At 60.0% G+C, this 15,555-nt stretch carries 16 protein-coding genes; 6 read left to right on the top strand and 10 right to left on the bottom strand.

Annotation, left to right across the window (positions count from 1 at the left end):
- The 5 genes from TRM7557_RS09705 to TRM7557_RS09725 form a co-directional block, all read right to left on the bottom strand.
- On the bottom strand, positions 1–1,080 hold a 1,080-nt coding region (locus TRM7557_RS09705; protein WP_058290028.1), incomplete at its 3' end, for a glutamine synthetase family protein.
- Between the two features lie 106 nt (positions 1,081–1,186).
- Complete coding sequence (locus TRM7557_RS09710; protein WP_058290029.1) at positions 1,187–2,221, bottom strand: TRAP transporter substrate-binding protein; 1,035 nt, start codon at positions 2,219–2,221, stop codon at positions 1,187–1,189.
- Between the two features lie 58 nt (positions 2,222–2,279).
- The gene (locus TRM7557_RS09715; RefSeq protein ID WP_058290030.1) at positions 2,280–3,599 is read right to left on the bottom strand and encodes a TRAP transporter large permease; all 1,320 of its coding nucleotides are present in this window, start codon (positions 3,597–3,599) and stop codon (positions 2,280–2,282) included.
- Positions 3,596–4,171 (bottom strand): TRAP transporter small permease subunit, encoded by a 576-nt coding sequence (locus tag TRM7557_RS09720; RefSeq protein ID WP_058290031.1) that lies wholly within the window; start codon positions 4,169–4,171, stop codon positions 3,596–3,598. Before TRM7557_RS09720 ends, TRM7557_RS09715 begins: the two co-directional genes overlap by 4 nt.
- Entirely contained in the window at positions 4,168–4,890 is a 723-nt protein-coding gene (locus TRM7557_RS09725) for an N-formylglutamate amidohydrolase (RefSeq protein WP_235811451.1), read from the bottom strand. The genes TRM7557_RS09720 and TRM7557_RS09725 overlap by 4 nt, the downstream gene beginning before the upstream one ends.
- 181 nt (positions 4,891–5,071) lie before the next feature.
- Between TRM7557_RS09725 and TRM7557_RS09730 the strand changes: the two genes are divergently transcribed.
- The 3 genes from TRM7557_RS09730 (at position 5,072) to TRM7557_RS09740 (ending at position 8,286) form a co-directional block, all read left to right on the top strand.
- The gene (locus TRM7557_RS09730; protein ID WP_058290033.1) at positions 5,072–5,929 is read left to right on the top strand and encodes a MurR/RpiR family transcriptional regulator; all 858 of its coding nucleotides are present in this window, start codon (positions 5,072–5,074) and stop codon (positions 5,927–5,929) included.
- 87 nt (positions 5,930–6,016) lie between these two features.
- Positions 6,017–7,180 carry an AMP-binding protein gene (locus TRM7557_RS09735; protein ID WP_058290034.1) on the top strand — a complete coding sequence of 388 codons (1,164 nt, stop codon included), beginning with the start codon at positions 6,017–6,019 and terminating at the stop codon, positions 7,178–7,180.
- A complete protein-coding gene (locus TRM7557_RS09740) occupies positions 7,177–8,286 on the top strand; it encodes a thiolase family protein (RefSeq protein ID WP_058290035.1) in 1,110 nt (369 codons plus the stop codon). Before TRM7557_RS09735 ends, TRM7557_RS09740 begins: the two co-directional genes overlap by 4 nt.
- A gap of 4 nt (positions 8,287–8,290) precedes the next feature.
- On the opposite strand, the gene TRM7557_RS09745 is transcribed toward TRM7557_RS09740, so the two are convergent.
- The 5 genes from TRM7557_RS09745 to TRM7557_RS09765 all read right to left on the bottom strand — a co-directional run bounded on the left by TRM7557_RS09745 (position 8,291) and on the right by TRM7557_RS09765 (position 11,829).
- Complete coding sequence (locus TRM7557_RS09745; protein WP_058290036.1) at positions 8,291–8,869, bottom strand: MOSC domain-containing protein; 579 nt, start codon at positions 8,867–8,869, stop codon at positions 8,291–8,293.
- Between the two features lie 123 nt (positions 8,870–8,992).
- Complete coding sequence (locus TRM7557_RS09750; RefSeq protein ID WP_058290037.1) at positions 8,993–9,550, bottom strand: biotin transporter BioY; 558 nt, start codon at positions 9,548–9,550, stop codon at positions 8,993–8,995.
- A 2-nt stretch (positions 9,551–9,552) separates the two neighbouring features.
- On the bottom strand, positions 9,553–10,167 hold the full coding sequence (locus TRM7557_RS09755) for an energy-coupling factor transporter transmembrane component T family protein (RefSeq protein ID WP_058290038.1): 615 nt from the start codon (positions 10,165–10,167) through the stop codon (positions 9,553–9,555).
- Complete coding sequence (locus tag TRM7557_RS09760) at positions 10,142–10,870, bottom strand: energy-coupling factor ABC transporter ATP-binding protein (protein WP_058290039.1); 729 nt, start codon at positions 10,868–10,870, stop codon at positions 10,142–10,144. The genes TRM7557_RS09755 and TRM7557_RS09760 overlap by 26 nt, the downstream gene beginning before the upstream one ends.
- Before the next feature lie 212 nt (positions 10,871–11,082).
- Positions 11,083–11,829 (bottom strand): UTRA domain-containing protein, encoded by a 747-nt coding sequence (locus TRM7557_RS09765; RefSeq protein WP_328586545.1) that lies wholly within the window; start codon positions 11,827–11,829, stop codon positions 11,083–11,085.
- A gap of 177 nt (positions 11,830–12,006) precedes the next feature.
- On the opposite strand from TRM7557_RS09765, the gene hutI reads away from it, so the two are divergent.
- From hutI to hutG, 3 genes are read left to right on the top strand one after another with little or no spacing between them, the layout of a single operon-like run.
- Complete coding sequence (gene hutI, locus TRM7557_RS09770) at positions 12,007–13,215, top strand: imidazolonepropionase (RefSeq protein ID WP_058290041.1); 1,209 nt, start codon at positions 12,007–12,009, stop codon at positions 13,213–13,215.
- Positions 13,212–14,747: a histidine ammonia-lyase gene (gene hutH, locus TRM7557_RS09775; protein WP_058290042.1), complete on the top strand. Its 1,536-nt coding sequence runs from the start codon at positions 13,212–13,214 to the stop codon at positions 14,745–14,747. Before hutI ends, hutH begins: the two co-directional genes overlap by 4 nt.
- On the top strand, positions 14,747–15,544 hold the full coding sequence (gene hutG, locus TRM7557_RS09780) for an N-formylglutamate deformylase (RefSeq protein ID WP_058290043.1): 798 nt from the start codon (positions 14,747–14,749) through the stop codon (positions 15,542–15,544). The genes hutH and hutG overlap by 1 nt, the downstream gene beginning before the upstream one ends.
- The last annotated feature ends 11 nt before the right edge of the window (positions 15,545–15,555 follow it).

Consider the following 15,555-nt stretch of genomic DNA (forward strand, 5'->3'; position numbering starts at 1 on the left):
GTCGGACCCCGGCGTGCGGCATTCCACCCGCACCCCCTTGGTGCCATCGCCGCACAGGCGGAAGGCGGCGGTGCGATTGTCCACCGACCAGACCACCTGTGTCGGCGCAAAGGTGCCTTTGGCAAAGCGCTTGTAGCTGTTGATATAGGGCGCAAAGAAATAGGTGCAGTCGGGCGCGTATTTCAAAAGCCCGGCCATATAGTGATCCATCAGCTTGGATTTCCCCAGAGGCGCACTCTCGTCATAAAACGCGTTCTCTCCCTCGGCCCAGAGCGACTGGTGCACATGGGCAGCTGATCCCACACGATCCGCATGCCATTTCGCCAGAAAACTTGCCGCAGCCCCGTGCAGATGGGCGATCTCCTTGATGCCATTCTTTGCCAGCGTGTGGTGATCGGCTGTGGCCAGCGCCCCGGCATATTTGATGTTCAGCTCTTCCTGACCCGCCTCTGCCTCGCCTTTGGAGCCCTCCACCGGAATGCCCATGGCGCGCAGATGGTTGCGGATCGGGCGCATTACGCCCTCTTCTTTGGTGGTCTGGAAGATGTGGTAGTCTTCATTGTAGTTCGAGATCGGCTTGAGGTCGAACCCAGCCCGCGCAATCTCGTCATGGGTGCCCTGAAACAGGAAAAACTCCAGCTCCGTCGCCATCACCGGTGAAAACCCCATGGCCTCGGCGCGGGCAATCTGCCGCTTCAGCATCTCGCGCGGCGAATGGGGCACGGGCGCGTGGCTGTGGTGATCCAGCACATCACAGAGCACCATCGCCGTGCCCTCAAGCCAGGGCACCGGGCGCAAGGTGGTCAGATCCGGTTTCATCACATAGTCGCCATAACCCGCCTGCCAGCTGCTGGAGGCATAGCCATCCGGCGTCGCCATCTCCAGATCCGTGGCCAGCAGGTAAGTGCAGCAATGGGTCTCCCCCTCCGGGGCATCCAGAAAACTCTCTGCAAAGCTTTCGGCCTGAAACCGCTTCCCCATCAAACGACCCTGCATATCAACAAGACACACCAATACGGTGTCAATCAAACCAGATCCAATCTGGCTTTTCAAAATCTCGGGCGTGAGCGATGCGGTCATATTGTGCCTCTAGTGGTGGGTGATCGGCAGAGACCGCCCCCGAAAGGCCGGCCTGTGTTTTTCGGCCTCACCACGCCAGGGTGCGCAGTGAGGCAGCGGACCCCCCTTAGCCGTAGCGGTAGGGGCGGCCTGCTTTGGCCATGTCGGCGTTGTATTTCTTGAAGATCTCCACAACCTTGGCCTTGGTCGGGCTTTCGGCGGCGATCTCGTCCCAGAACTTCAATGCCGCTTCTTCGACCTGCGCCCATTCGGCATCGGGGATCGAGGTCAGCTGCATCTTGGTGCCATCCACCCGCAAGGAGGCTTCACCGCCCCAATACCACCACTGACGATAGTAGTGAGACTGGTCACAGCAGACACGGAACAGGGTTTGCAGATCTTCAGGCAGTTCGTTCCAGCGGTCCATATTGGCAAAGAATGACCCCGCCCAAGCGCCGGAAATATTGTTGGTCAGGAAGTAGTTGGTCACATCGGCCCAGCCAACGGTGTAGTCTTCGGTGATGCCGGACCAGGCGATCCCGTCAAGTTCGCCGGTTTGCACCGCGACTTCGATGTCTTCCCATGGCAGGGTCACTGGCACCACGCCAAACTGGCTGAGGAAACGGCCCGCAGTTGGGAAGGTGAAGACGCGTTTGCCTTTCAGGTCCGCAAGGCTGCGGATCGGGTCTTTGGTGGCAAAATGGCAGGGATCCCAGGCACCGGCCGAGATATGTTTGACGCCAACGGCAGAGTATTCTTCGTCCCAGATCTCGTTCAGGCCGTATTGATTGAACAGCACCGGCACATCGAGCGAGTAGCGCGAGGCAAATGGGAAATAGCCGCCAAAGACGGTGACATCGGTGGGCGATGCCATCGAGTCATCGTCTGATTGCACCGCGTCAATTGTGCCCTTCTGCATGGCGCGGAACAGCTCTCCGGTGGGGACCAGCTGGTCGGCGTAGAAGAGTTCGATCTGCATGCGGTCGCCTGCGATCTTGTTGAACATCTCGATCGCCGGATCAATCACATGGGCGGCCAGCGAGGGCCCCGCATAGGTCTGCATGCGCCATTTGATCGTCCCCGAGGCAAGCGCGGGCGTGGCAAGGGGCGCGGCAGCGGCACCAAGGGCGGTGGTCTTTAGGAAATTACGTCTAGTCGTCATTGTCAGACACCTCTCTGTCTTTGCTGAAGTTGGGTCCGTCTTTTCGCGGTCCTTCTGGTTATTGTCCGTAGATGGTTTGCGGCAGCCACAGGGCGATCTGTGGGAAGGCCATGATCAGGGCAAGCGCCACCACCATGATGCCCACAAAGGGAATGATGGAGCGGTAGATGTCGTTCAGGCTGACCTCGGGCGGGGCCATGGCCCGCATCAGGAAGAGGTTATAGCCAAAAGGCGGCGTCATATAGGCGATCTGCGTGGTGATCGTATACAGCACCCCGTACCAGATCAGGTCGAACCCCAGCACTTTGACCAGCGGCACGTAAAGAGGGGCGACAATCACCAGCATGGCGGTATCATCCAGAAACGTGCCCATCAGAATGAACGACAGCTGCATCAGGATCAGAATGACCCAAGGGTCCAGCCCCAGTTGGTCGGTGAACAGGTTGTCGATGGCTTTGACTGCCCCAAGCCCATCAAACACCGCGCCAAACCCAAGGGCGGCAAGGATGATCCACATGAACATGCAGGAGATCGCCAGCGTCTGTTTGGTGCAGGTTTCAAAAATCGCCCAGGTCATGCGGCGCTTGAGGACAGACGCGACAAGCGCAGCCAGCGCCCCAATCGCAGAGCTTTCCACCAGCGAGGTCCAGCCGTTCACAAAGGGCACCATCATCGCGGCAAAGATCATCAGCGGCAGGGCACCGGCCCACAAAAGGCGCATCTTCTCGGCGCGGGGCACATCGCCTGCGTCTTTCATCGCGGGGCCCAGTTCGGGCTGAAGGCGGCAGCGCAGCCAGATATAGCATATAAACAGCGCCGCCATCATCAACCCCGGCACAACACCGGCCAGCCAAAGTTGCCCGACGGGTTGGCGGGCGATCATTGCATAAAGCACCAGAACCACCGAAGGCGGCACCAGAATGCCAAGGCTGGACCCCGCCTGAATGACCCCGGTCACCATGGTTTTGTCATAGCCGCGTCGCAAGAGTTCTGGCAGCGCGATGGTGGCCCCAATCGCCATGCCGGCCACGCTCAGCCCGTTCATCGCCGACACCAGCACCATCAGCGCAATTGTCCCAATCGCCAGCCCGCCATTCACCGGCCCCATCCAGACATGGAACATGCGGTACAGGTCGTCGGCCAGCCGACTTTCGCTGAGGACATAGCCCATGAAAATGAACATTGGCAGGGTCAACAGCGGGTACCATTTCATCAGCTTCATCGCGGCCGAAAACGGAATATCCTGCCCACCTGTGCCCCAGAGCGCCAAGGCGGCAATCGCGCCCACCGCGCCAATGGCGCCAAAGACTCGCTGGCCGGTCAGCAGCATGACCATCATGGCCCCAAACATAAAGAGCGCGATATATTCCTGGCTCATGCGGGCACCTCAGCGCCGTTCAGGCGGGCAATGTCTTTGAACAATTCGGAAATGGCCTGCAGCAGCATCAGGAAGAAGCCCACGACCATAATGGTCTTGATCGGCCAGATCACCGGCCGCCATGCGGTCGAAGAGCGCTCGGTCCGGCCCACGTCTTCAGCGCCGGTCACAAGCCCGGTGAAAAACGTCACAGGTTCGTCGCCCCAATAGCCCAGCGAATAGGCCAGTGACCCAAGTCCACCGTAGAACAGCACGCCCAGATAAAAGATCAGAAACAACACGGTACAGGCGTCAAACCAGGCTTTTTTGCGCAGGCTCCAGTTGTGGTAGAACAGGTCCATGCGCACGTTTGACCCCAGCTGGATCGAATAAGGCCCGCCCAGAATGTAATAGGTCACCATCGCAAACTGCGCCATTTCCAGCGTCCAGAGCGACGGCAGGAAAAACGTCTTGGAAATCGACGACCACAAAAGGATCCCCATCATCGCAAACAGGCCCCACATCATGACCCGCCCGATCCTTCGGTTCACCGCATCCACAACGCGCGCATAGCCAAGCATAAAGGCGATCATGCCTGCACCTCTTGCAAGGTGCGCAGCACCCATGGGGCCAGACGCTCGCCCCAGTCCTGTTGCTGGGCCTCGGTTGCGATCAAATCGTTGCGGATTTCGAGCATGACATTCAAGAGCCCGTTTTTGTGCCCATGTTCGTCCAGCGTGTGTGCTACGCCGTCCATGGCCGAGTAGGGCTGGTTCAACTGGACATCAAACGCACAGTTTTCCGGTGTCTGCGCCAGCATGGCCTGTGCGAACTGCGTATCCTTACCGTGCAAAATGCCCAGTTCGACTGTCCGCGGTTCGCCCCGATAGACCGGTGTGAAACTGTGCAGGGTCACCATCACCTTCAGATATGCGCGCCGTTCCGTGAGGGTCTGAACAAGCGCGGCATAAAAAGGCGCGTAAACCTGCGCGACCCGCTCTTGACGGTCGACCTTACTGAGGTTCTGATTGCCCGGAATTTCATGGATTTCCGAACGATCTGGGATAGCGGATGCAGCATCCGGTGGCCGGTTCAGGTCATAGACCAGCCGCGACTGCCCGCCTGCGATCAAGGGGGCGTTCAGCTGTGCTGCCAAGGCTTTTGCAACCCCCAAGGCGCCGGGATCCCATGCAATATGGCTGACCTTCTGCGCCGCAGTCAGGCCCAGATCCTGATAGCGGTCGGGGATGAAATTCGACGCATGTTCGCAGACCAGCAGGACCGCTGCGTCGGCAGGGGCTGGTTCGATCACCGGGGCTCCTGAGTGGGAGCTATGGTTTCTGGCTTGCGTCATGTGAAGAATGTTCTTCAGCAATTGCGAGTCTGTCAAATGTTTTTCTGAAAGATTTGCTTCTTGCTGTTTCTAGCTGTACAATTCTGCACAACCGCTATGCGGTCTTTTTCTTTAACCAGGGTTCAGATATCGGAGCCAGATGTCGACGATTGCAGAAAAGCTTAAAGCACGAGAACAGGAATTAACCCGCGCCGAACGGCAATTGGCGGCGGCGATCCTTGATAACTATCCCATTCCCGGCCTTGGCAGCATTACAGAGCTGGCCGAGCTGGCCGCGGTCTCCACACCGACGGTGGCCAGGATGGTGCAAAAGCTGGGTTTTTCCGGGTATCCCGAGTTTCAGCAGGCCTTGCGGGCAGAGCTGTCCGAGATCATCTCGAACCCCGGTCAGAAACATGCGCAGACCGGCAGCACGCTGCCTGAAACCCATATGCTGACGCGTTTTGCGCGGGCGGCGTTTGAAAATCTGGAGGCCACGCTGGACGGCGTTGACCCCAGCGAATTCGATCAGCTGTGTGCCGCCCTATCTGATTCAGACCGCAGCGTGCACATCGCGGGTGGGCGGATGAGCGGGACGCTGGCGCAGAACCTGTTTCTGCATCTGCAAATGATCCGACCCAAGGTCTCAATGATCCCGTCGCAGGCCTCTTGGCCGCATTGGGTGCTAGATATGGCAGCGGGCGATCTGCTGGTCCTGTTTGATATCCGCCGCTATGAAAATTCGACGCTTTTGCTGGCGGAAATGGCCCATGAGCGCGGTGTGGAGGTGGTTTTGTTCACCGACCAGTGGCGCTCTCCGGTGCAGAAGTTTGCAAGTCAGACCTTTGCCGCGCGGATTGGCGTGCCATCGGCCTGGGATTCTGGCCTTGCGATACTGCTGCTGACCGAAGCGCTGATCGCCAAGATCCAGGAAGATCACTGGGAACAGGTGCAGCAACGCAACGACGCGTTGGAAACCGCGTTTGATCGCACCCGGTTGTTTCGCAAGTTCACCTAAGCACATCTCGGCTGCTTTGTGGTTGGATGCCAGCCTGTGCTTTGGGTACAACTGCCCCTAAGCGCCACGCAAACAACGGGGAATCTCATGACGCGGCTTGAGGAGAGTTTTCAGACAGCGCCAACAGCGCGGCTTCTGACACCGGATGCCGCGGGCGCGGCCCTGTTGTGGAACGCGGTGCAAAACGGCGCGTCCTTGCGGTCCAGCGCGATTTCCGCGACCCCTCTGCAAGCCCTGCCCGGAGATCCTCAGCGGGTGTTCTGCGAAAGCTCCGGTTCCTCTGGAGCGCCGAAGCTGATCCGCCGCTCCCCGGCGAGCTGGCGGGCAAGCTTTGACATCAACAAGGCGCAGTTCGGGATCGGCCCGGACGACGCTTATGCGGTGCTGGGGCATCTGGGCCACTCGCTCAGTTTTTATGCAGCCCTCGAGGCCGTTCATATTGGCGCAGGTCTGGCGTTGCTGGCGGGGCTTGGTCCCAAAGGTCAGGCCGCAGCGATGCGGGCCCACGGGATCACAACCATTTATGCCACCCCCAGCCAATTGCGGCTGATCACCCGTGTAGAGCCCGCCGCCTTCCCTGCTGTGCAGCGCATCTTTTTTGGCGGTGGCAAGATGGACCCCACACTGCGTGTTCTACTGGCGGAGCGTTTTCCGACAGCCCAGCTGATGGAGTTTTTCGGCGCGTCCGAGACAAGCTTTGTCACGCTGTCTGATGATCAGACGCCCGAAGGGTCTGTCGGACGTGCCTATCCCAATGTGAAATTGCGGATCGGGGACAGCGAGGCGCTCGGTGATACCGGAGAAATCTGGGTCAAGAGTCCCTATCTGTTTGACGGCTACGAGGAAGGCGAAAGCCCCCTGACCGTCTGGCAGGACGGGTTTTTGTCGATTGGGGAAATGGGGCGTTTGGATGCACAGGGCTATCTGTACCTGCAGGGGCGAAAATCCCGAATGGTGACCGTAGCCGACCAGAATGTGTTTCCAGAAGCCATTGAAACCGTTTTGGTCGCGCAGCCCGGCGTGGTGGCGACAGCGGTTATTACCCCAAACGACCCGGTGAGAGGGGCGCAGATTGTGGCCGCCGTGGTCGGAGACGTCGATGCCTCCGCTCTGCGCAAGGCCTGTCGGGCGGAATTGGGCGAAGCGGCCGTGCCGCGCATAATTTGGCCCCTGCCCGACTTGCCGATGCTGCCTGCGGGTAAACCGGATTTGCAACACCTCGAAACGCTCTGGCAGGAGCGGAACACGTGACGCGCAGCCATATTCTTGCCGCCTGCCGCAGCCCGATTGCACCGCGCAATGGGGCATTGGCGGCATTGCAACCGCATGACCTGTCGACGCCTGTGATCGGATCGCTGCTGGACCGCGCTGGGGTTGCGCCGGATCAGGTCGGAGAGCTTATCTTGTCCAATGCGCTTGGCGCGGGGGGCAACCTTGCGCGGATTGCCGCATTGGATGCGGGGCTTGCGCAGTCTGTTGCGGGCCTTAGTCTGGACCGCCAATGTGCAGGGGGGCTGGATGCGGTTCTTCTGGGCGATGCGATGATCCGGGCCGGGATGCATGATGTCGTTATCGCTGGCGGCGTGGAAAGCTATTCGCGCCGTCCGATCCGGCTGCACAATTTCGCCGATGGTCGCCCCCCCGAGGCCTATGATCAGGCGCCGTTTACGCCTTGGCCCGATCAAGATCCAGATATGGCAGAGGCGGCAGAGGCACTGGCGACAGAACTTGGCATCAGCCGCGTTGCGCAGGATATTTGGGCGCAGCAGAGCCACCAGAAAGCCTTGGCCGCGCAAGCGGGGCTCGCCGATGAAATCATCCCGGTTGCCGGGTTGGATCACGACAGTTTCACCCGCGCCTTGGGTCCGCGGCATTGCCGAATGGCCAAATCTGTCTGTGGGTCAATCACGGCAGCAAACATGGCGGTGGCCGCCGATGCCGCGGCTTTTGTTATGATGGTGTCAGAGCGGTTTTTGCAGACCTGTGACCGTGCATCCGTGGCGGTTGTGGCTGGCAAAACCCTGGGCGCAGATCCCCTGCAGCCGGGGCTGGCGCCGGTTCCTGCCATTCACGCCGCGCTTCGAATGGCGGGCCTGTCACCCACAGATTTATCGTTTGCAGAAATAATGGAAGCTTTTGCGGTACAGGCCATCGCCTGTCAGCAGGGGGCCAAGCTGCCCGCAGAGATCGTAAACCAAAACGGGGGCGCATTGGCGCGCGGGCACCCCATTGGCGCGTCTGGAGCGGTTCTGGCGACACGGCTGTTTCAGGACCTGACCACGGCCGGCAGAGGGCGCGGACTGGCCGCCATTGCAGCGGCCGGGGGGCTTGGCAGCGCGCTTGTGCTCGAAATCTGACGCCTCAGGCCTGTTTGCGAATGCGATCTGTTGCGCGGATTTCGCCGTCCTGCACGACACGGCACAGAATACCGCGCAGACGCAGCGGCCGATAGGGGCGATGGTTCAGCCAACGCAGACTCTTGCCGCCATACCGCTCTTTCCATTTGATGCAAGCGGTGTTGAACTTGTCCGACACCTCAATCACCGCGCTGCCAATTTGCAGACGGGTGCCGACGGGCATGTTGTCTTCGGTGACATCAATGTCAGCAACCATGGTGTCGCCCGGATGGGGCGTGTTCACCCGGTCGCGCCAGCACAGATCCATAATGCGTTTTGGCAGGATCGACACCTGAATACGCGGATCGCCACTGCCATCGGCCAGCTTGAGCCATGGGGCCACGCCCCAGCGTTCGCCCTCAATCCCGCGTGCGACGGACAGTTGAATGCGCTCCGGGAAGCTGCGTTCGCCATAGCCGGGACGAAAACACAGGGTTTCAATCGCCACGTCATCCTTGGGCGCATCCAGAATATACGGCAGGGCCGCATCACATTCCGCGCGTGTGGCAAAGGCGCTGACGAAGGCCGCGGTTTCCGTGTTCATCTAACGCTCCTTGGTGCAGCCAGACGGCCCGCGTCGCTTGTCGAGATATTCAAACGCATCAGATCCACCCGAGCCGATGAATTGGTCCGGATGGATCTGTGATTTTCAGGATGGTCCTCGGCCTCAGGCCGCTTTTGCGCGGGACAGAACGCTGGAGGGGCGTGCCTTGTAAAGCGCACCGGTGATCAGACCCGCGAGGACGGCCTTGATCAGGTCACCCGGCATAAAAGGCGCCATTGCGGTCAGCACGGCTTCGCCCAGACCTGCGGGTTTCATCACCATGTAGTAAGGCACGGCCACCAGATAGAGCGCGCCAATGCCGCCGATCACAGCTGCGACCCCGGCAACAACACTCACATTGCTGCCGTTCCATTTTTCAACGATCAGGCCGGTCACGAAAGCTGCGATCGGGAAGCCGTAGTAGAAGCCAGCCCAGGGGGTGGTGAACACGCCCAGACCGCCCCGACCGCCAGCCAGAAGCGGCAGGCCGGCAGCGACCAAAACCACAAACAGCAGCACCGCCAGCGCGCCGCGTTTTGCACCCAGAACGGTGCCACACAGCATAATGCCAAGGCTCTGTGCGGTGATCGGAATGCCGCTAGCCAATGTTAGTTTGGGCACCAGACCCAGTGCGGCGATCAGCGCCGTGAACAATGCGATCAGAACTACATTGCGTTCCATGATTAAGTCTCCTTGTTTTCCAGAAAGCCGCCACGGGCACGCAGAGCGTCGGCCAGATGTTCGGCATCATCGAGTGCGAGTAGGGTAAATGGGACAACCACGCGCCATCCGGGGCGGCGTGGCGATCGGGCGCGGCAGGCGTCGCTCAGACGCTGGCCGTTGTCGATCAATGTGGGCAGGATGCGAATGACCAGCGCGATGGCCAATTCCATGGCGCGGGTGTTCAGGCCCACCCGGCGCAGGGGGGTGGCCAGCCAACGGATCACGGCAATCATGTCGCTGAGTGCGGTGGTCATGGTGACAAGGTTCGCAAGCCCCACCGTGGTCAACAGGCGCAAAAGGATCTCCGCGCCTTCGTCGTATGTTGCGGTGACAACATGCCAGACGCCGAGGATGGCGAGAAACGGCCAAAGCACCTTGAGCCGCTCCATCCCGGCGCGGAAGAACCGCCAGCCCGGCAGTGCATAAAGCCCCAAGCTGGCGGCAAAAGCCGCTGCCATAATCCAGAGGTCGTGGATCAGGAACAGGGCAAAGGTGGCCACGGCAAGCGCCGCCAGTTTTATCCCTGCAGGCCAGCCATGCGCCCGCGTTCTAACGGGAGAGGTAAGCGATATCATCGTCTTCTCCCAAACTGTGCATCGCTGCGAGATAGGCGTTCATCACCTCGGGGCGTGACCCCGCCTGGCGAAGGGTGCCCTGGTCGATCCAAACCACGTGGTCGTACCCCTCCAGATCCGCCGGATCATGGGTAATATGAAGCAGGCTGCCTTCATACAGGCTGAGGTAACGGTTCATCTGTGCCTTGGTTGGAATATCCAGCCCCGCAAAAGGTTCGTCCAAGACCAGAAGCTTGGGCTTCATTGCGCTGATCGCCATGAGGCACACCAGATGTTTCTGACCCTGAGACAGGGTCGCAATATGGGCCTCTTTCCAATGGCTCAGACCAAACTGGTCCAGAACGGCCTGCGTTTCCTGGGCTGCGTCGGCTTTGCTCAGGCCCTGCTGCTCCAGCCCAAAGGCGATCTCTTCACCCACGGTCGGAAAAATGATCTGATGTTCGGGGTTCTGAAACAGAATGCCGACTTCGCGGATCGCGGCGCGGCGGTCTTTTGCCAGATCATGCCCGTTCACCGTGACGCTGCCAGAGGTTGGAGCCACCAACCCCGAGACGACGCGGGCAAAGGTGGACTTGCCGGACCCGTTGCGGCCAACGATGCCAACGCGCCGTTCGGCGAGAGACAGGGTCAACCCGTGCAGGATCTCCTTGCCCTCAATAGCGAACGCCAGATCTTTGATCTCAATTTGGCTTACCGTGGCCACTGGTTCGTCCCTTCCCCAATGCTCTGCCCGTAAAGCGCGATTGTCGGGCTATCATAGATTATAGATAATTCCGGGCCACTCATGGACTGCGCCATGCGAAAGTGCAAGAAATTTCCTGTGCGGGGGCGTGCGAAACACGCCCGCAAAGGCGTTGGCCTGCGGAAAAGTCGGCAGAGTGGCGCCGGTGATCAAACAAAAATACGAAGATGCGGTCAGAGCCGCGTGGTCATCTTGTAGCCCGGCGTGAAGTACAGGACCGCATGTGTCACCGGTTCGCCCCGCAGCCAGGTTGTGCGTTGGGTTGCAAAAATCGGGTCACCAACGGATGCATCCATGAACCCGGCTGTGTCTTCATCCGCCTTGGTCGCAAAGAAGCTCAGCTCCAGATTGCTAAAGGGGACTTTCTGCACCAGCCAGTCATTGGGGCCGGAGGCGGTGAAGTCGGCCTCCAGCACCTCGGGCACGCTTTCCACAATGATCCAGCGTTTTTCCAGCTGGAACGGTTCATTGTCGGCAAAATGCATACATTGCAGATGCAGAACTTCGCGGTCGGGTTTCAGCGCCAGTTTGGCCGTCAGCCAGGAGGGCGCGGGCATAACTTCGCGTTTGACCAGCGAATAGCGGTAGGTTGCGCCAGCGTCCGTGATCTCGTCGCGCACCAGGGGGATCGCGAACTGGGCCTTTCGGGCGGGGGAATGAAGAACCCGTGTGCCCGCTTTGCGCTTGCGCTCCAGAAACCCTTCTTCGGCCAGTTCCCGCAGGGCCCGATTAACAGTAGTGCGCGTGCTGGAGAACTCTTCCGCCAGTTCGATTTCACCGGGCAACAGGCTGTCAGGCCCCCAAATGCGGTTCTGAATGCGATCCAGGACGACCTTTTTGATGTCCCGATAGCTCATGTTTCCTTTGGGTGCTGCCACGATACCGCCAATCTGAAACGCTGGAATTAGGTCGTTATACATAGACATAATAGGCCGTATTGCAAAGACGCTTGTCGTTTTCGGCCAATCCACGCCAAGATTGAGGCAACCGATGGGGGCAGCTTTTGCCTTTGCGCCAGTTTATTCTCTTTTTGTGTAGACAAAAAGGGGTCAAAACCATACCAATAAATCCAAGACACCAATTGGGAACAGATTCTGATGGCTGACACGAAGGTTTTTCGCGGCGCGCAACTGGCGACCTTTGCCTCTGCTGGGGCGCCATACGGGTTGGTTGAAAACGGAGCGATTGCTGTGTCAGCAGGGGTGATCCGCTGGGTTGGCCCGAAAGCTGAGCTTCCCGTCCAGTTTGACACAGCAGAGGTCGAAGATCTTGGCGGCCGTTTGGTGACACCCGGCCTGATCGACTGCCACACACATGTGGTCTACGGCGGTGACCGCGCGCAGGAGTTCGAGATGCGCCTGAATGGTGCATCCTACGAGGACATCGCCCGCGCCGGGGGCGGCATTATCTCAACCGTTAAGGCGACGCGGGATGCCAGCGTTGACGATTTGGTTCAAAGCGCCCTGCCCCGTGTGGATGCGATGATCGCCGAAGGCGTCTGCTCGATCGAAGTGAAATCCGGCTATGGCCTCGCGCCAGAACCCGAACTGAACATGCTGCGGGCTGCGCGCAGGATCGCCGAATTGCGCCCGATCCATATCGAAACAACCTATCTGGGCGCACATGCAACGCCGCCGGAATTTCAGGGTCGCGATGCGAACTACATCAGTGACGTGGTGATCCCGACGCTGCGCACCGCCTTTGACGAAGGTCTTGTCGATTGTGTCGATGGCTTCTGCGAAGGCATTGCCTTCCAGCCGGATCAGATTGCGCGGGTTTTTGAGGCTGCAAAAACGCTCGGCCTGCCGGTGAAGCTGCATGCGGAACAGCTGAGCAATCTTGGTGGTGCAAAACTGGCGGCCTCTTATGGCGCGCTGTCGGCGGACCATATCGAGTATCTGGACGAAGAGGGCGTTGTTGCCATGGCGCAGGCCGGCACCACAGCCGTCATTCTGCCGGGAGCGTATTACACGTTGCGTGAAACCCAGAAGCCGCCAATTCAGACCCTGCGGGATCACAATACCCCCATGGCACTGGCAACCGATTGCAACCCTGGCTCTTCCCCGCTGACATCGCTGCTGCTGACGATGAACATGGGCTGCACCCTGTTCCGCATGACCCCCGAGGAAGCCTTGGCTGGCGTCACCTGCAACGCCGCGCGGGCACTGGGGCTGACAGATCGCGGCACCCTCGCCGTGGGGCAGCGCGCCGACCTGGCGGTCTGGAATGTCGCCCGCCCAGCCGAACTGGCCTATCGCATCGGGTTTAACCCGCTGCACAAACGCATCTATGGAGGTCAAGCGTGACACAGCTCACTTTGGTTCCCGGGCAGGTGTCGCTTCCAGACCTGGAACACATCTATTGGAATACAGCATCCGTGCGGTTGGACCAGATCTGCCGACCTGCGGTGGAGGATGCGGCAAGCCGAATTGCCGTGGCGGCGGCCGGGGATGTCCCGGTCTATGGGGTGAACACGGGCTTTGGCAAACTTGCCAGCCTCAAGATCGATGCCAGCGATACGGCGGTTTTGCAGCGCAACCTGATCCTCAGCCATTGTTGCGGCGTTGGTGAACCAATGCCGCGCCGGCTGGTGCGTCTGATGATGTCGCTGAAACTGCTGAGCTTTGGGCGCGGCGCGTCCGGCGTGCGGTGGGCGCTGATCGACCTGTTGCAGGACATGCTGGCCAAGGACGTAACCCCGGTGGTGCCCGCCCAAGGGTCTGTCGGGGCGTCGGGCGACCTTGCCCCGCTGGCCCATATGACCGCCGTTTTGATCGGCGAAGGTGAAGCGATCTTTCAGGGCGCGTGTCTGCCCGGTGCCGAGGCGCTGGAAAAAGCTGGGCTGCGCCCGATAGAACTCGGCCCCAAAGAGGGGCTGGCCTGCATCAACGGCACGCAGTTTTCGACGGCTTATGCCTTGGCTGGCCTGTTTGAAGTCTGGCAATCAGCGCAGAATGCACTGGTGATCTCTGCGCTTTCGACCGATGCGATCATGGGATCGACGGCGCCAATGCAGCCGGAAATTCACGGCCTGCGCGGCCATCGGGGACAGATTGATGCGGCAAGCGCTATGCGCAGCATTCTCGCCCAGTCCGAAATCCGCGAAAGCCACCGGAACGGGGACAGTCGCGTTCAGGACCCCTATTGCATCCGCTGCCAGCCACAGGTGACCGGTGCCGCAATGGATGTGCTGCGACAGGCGGCGCAAACACTGGTGATCGAGGCAAATGCTGCCACCGACAACCCGCTTGTGCTGACAGACAGCGACATGATCGTTTCGGGCGGAAACTTCCATGCGGAACCTGTGGGCTTCGCCGCCGATATGATTGCCCTCGCCCTGTCGGAAATCGGTGCAATTTCGCAGCGCCGCATTGCCCTGATGGTGGATCCGACCCTCAGCCATGACCTGCCGCCTTTCCTGACACCGGATCCCGGACTGAACTCAGGCCTGATGATTGCAGAGGTCACAACCGCCGCTTTGATGAGTGAAAACAAACATCTCGCAAACCCCTGTGTGACCGACAGCACGCCAACGTCGGCAAATCAGGAAGATCACGTTTCAATGGCCGCCCACGGTGCGCGCCGTCTGGAACGTATGGTGGAAAACCTGAACCATATACTGGGCGTAGAGCTGCTGTGTGCGGCACGCGGGGTGGAATTCCGCGCCCCGCTGAAAACCAGCCCGCCCTTGCAAAATGCCATTGCCCGACTGCGCGAGGACGTGAGCACACTGGAAGAAGACCGCTACATGGCGCCCGATCTGGCCAAAGCCAAAATGCTGGTGGCATCGGGTGCGATCCTCACTGCTGTCGGCACCGACCTTCCGGAGATTTTCTGATGCAGGTCTTTGATGTCACCCGCGGCGACAGCCCGATTGTTCTGGGGCAACCCCACGGCGGCACCTTTGTGCCCGAGGACATAGCCCGCCGGTTCAACACCAATGGCGCAGGCCTTGCGGACACAGATTGGCACATCACGCGGCTCTATGAGGGGCTGTTGCCCGAAGCGACCGTCGTGAAATCCAATGTGCACCGCTATGTGATAGACGCGAACCGCGACCCAGAGGGGGTGTCGCTGTACCCCGGTCAGAACACCACAACGCTTGTGCCGCTGACGGATTTCGACGGCCAGACACTCTGGCTGGAGGGTCAAACACCATCCGAAGATGAAATCGAAGCCCGCCGCCTTGCCTATCACGCGCCCTACCACGCAGCCCTAAAGGCTGAGCTGGACCGCGTGCGCGACAAACACGGCATTGCGATCCTGTTTGATTGCCATTCGATCCGTTCAAACATCCCCTTTCTGTTCGAAGGGGAGCTGCCGATTTTCAACACGGGCACCAACAACGGCACCACCTGCGCGCCGGCGTTCGAGCAGGCGGTGCATAGAATTGCCGCGACCTCGGGCCTGTCGTCGGTTTTGAACGGCCGGTTCAAAGGCGGCTGGACCACCCGGCACTACGGGCAGCCAGAGACCGGCATCCACGCCATCCAAATGGAAATTTCCCAGCGGGCCTACATGCAGGAAACACCGCCCTGGGCCTATGACGACACCCGCGCGCGCGCAGCCCGCGTGCACTTGCAGCTGATGCTGGAAACCCTTTCCGAACATGCCCTGTCGGGCCGCTACCTTTAAGTCCTGGAGTG

It is taken from the genome of Tritonibacter multivorans (assembly GCF_001458415.1).
Classification (GTDB): Bacteria; Pseudomonadota; Alphaproteobacteria; order Rhodobacterales; family Rhodobacteraceae; genus Epibacterium; species Epibacterium multivorans.

What these genes read in the sequence shown, in the direction of transcription:
- TRM7557_RS09710 (WP_058290029.1), bottom strand. Translation starts at nt 2,221, where the DNA reads ATGACGACTAGACGTAATTTCCTAAAGACCACCGCCCTTGGTGCCGCT.
- TRM7557_RS09715 (WP_058290030.1), bottom strand. Translation starts at nt 3,599, where the DNA reads ATGAGCCAGGAATATATCGCGCTCTTTATGTTTGGGGCCATGATGGTC.
- TRM7557_RS09720 (WP_058290031.1), bottom strand. Translation starts at nt 4,171, where the DNA reads ATGATCGCCTTTATGCTTGGCTATGCGCGCGTTGTGGATGCGGTGAAC.
- TRM7557_RS09730 (WP_058290033.1), top strand. Translation starts at nt 5,072, where the DNA reads ATGTCGACGATTGCAGAAAAGCTTAAAGCACGAGAACAGGAATTAACC.
- TRM7557_RS09735 (WP_058290034.1), top strand. Translation starts at nt 6,017, where the DNA reads ATGACGCGGCTTGAGGAGAGTTTTCAGACAGCGCCAACAGCGCGGCTT.
- TRM7557_RS09745 (WP_058290036.1), bottom strand. Translation starts at nt 8,869, where the DNA reads ATGAACACGGAAACCGCGGCCTTCGTCAGCGCCTTTGCCACACGCGCG.
- TRM7557_RS09750 (WP_058290037.1), bottom strand. Translation starts at nt 9,550, where the DNA reads ATGGAACGCAATGTAGTTCTGATCGCATTGTTCACGGCGCTGATCGCC.
- TRM7557_RS09755 (WP_058290038.1), bottom strand. Translation starts at nt 10,167, where the DNA reads ATGATATCGCTTACCTCTCCCGTTAGAACGCGGGCGCATGGCTGGCCT.
- TRM7557_RS09765 (WP_328586545.1), bottom strand. Translation starts at nt 11,829, where the DNA reads ATGTATAACGACCTAATTCCAGCGTTTCAGATTGGCGGTATCGTGGCA.
- hutI (WP_058290041.1), top strand. Translation starts at nt 12,007, where the DNA reads ATGGCTGACACGAAGGTTTTTCGCGGCGCGCAACTGGCGACCTTTGCC.
- hutG (WP_058290043.1), top strand. Translation starts at nt 14,747, where the DNA reads ATGCAGGTCTTTGATGTCACCCGCGGCGACAGCCCGATTGTTCTGGGG.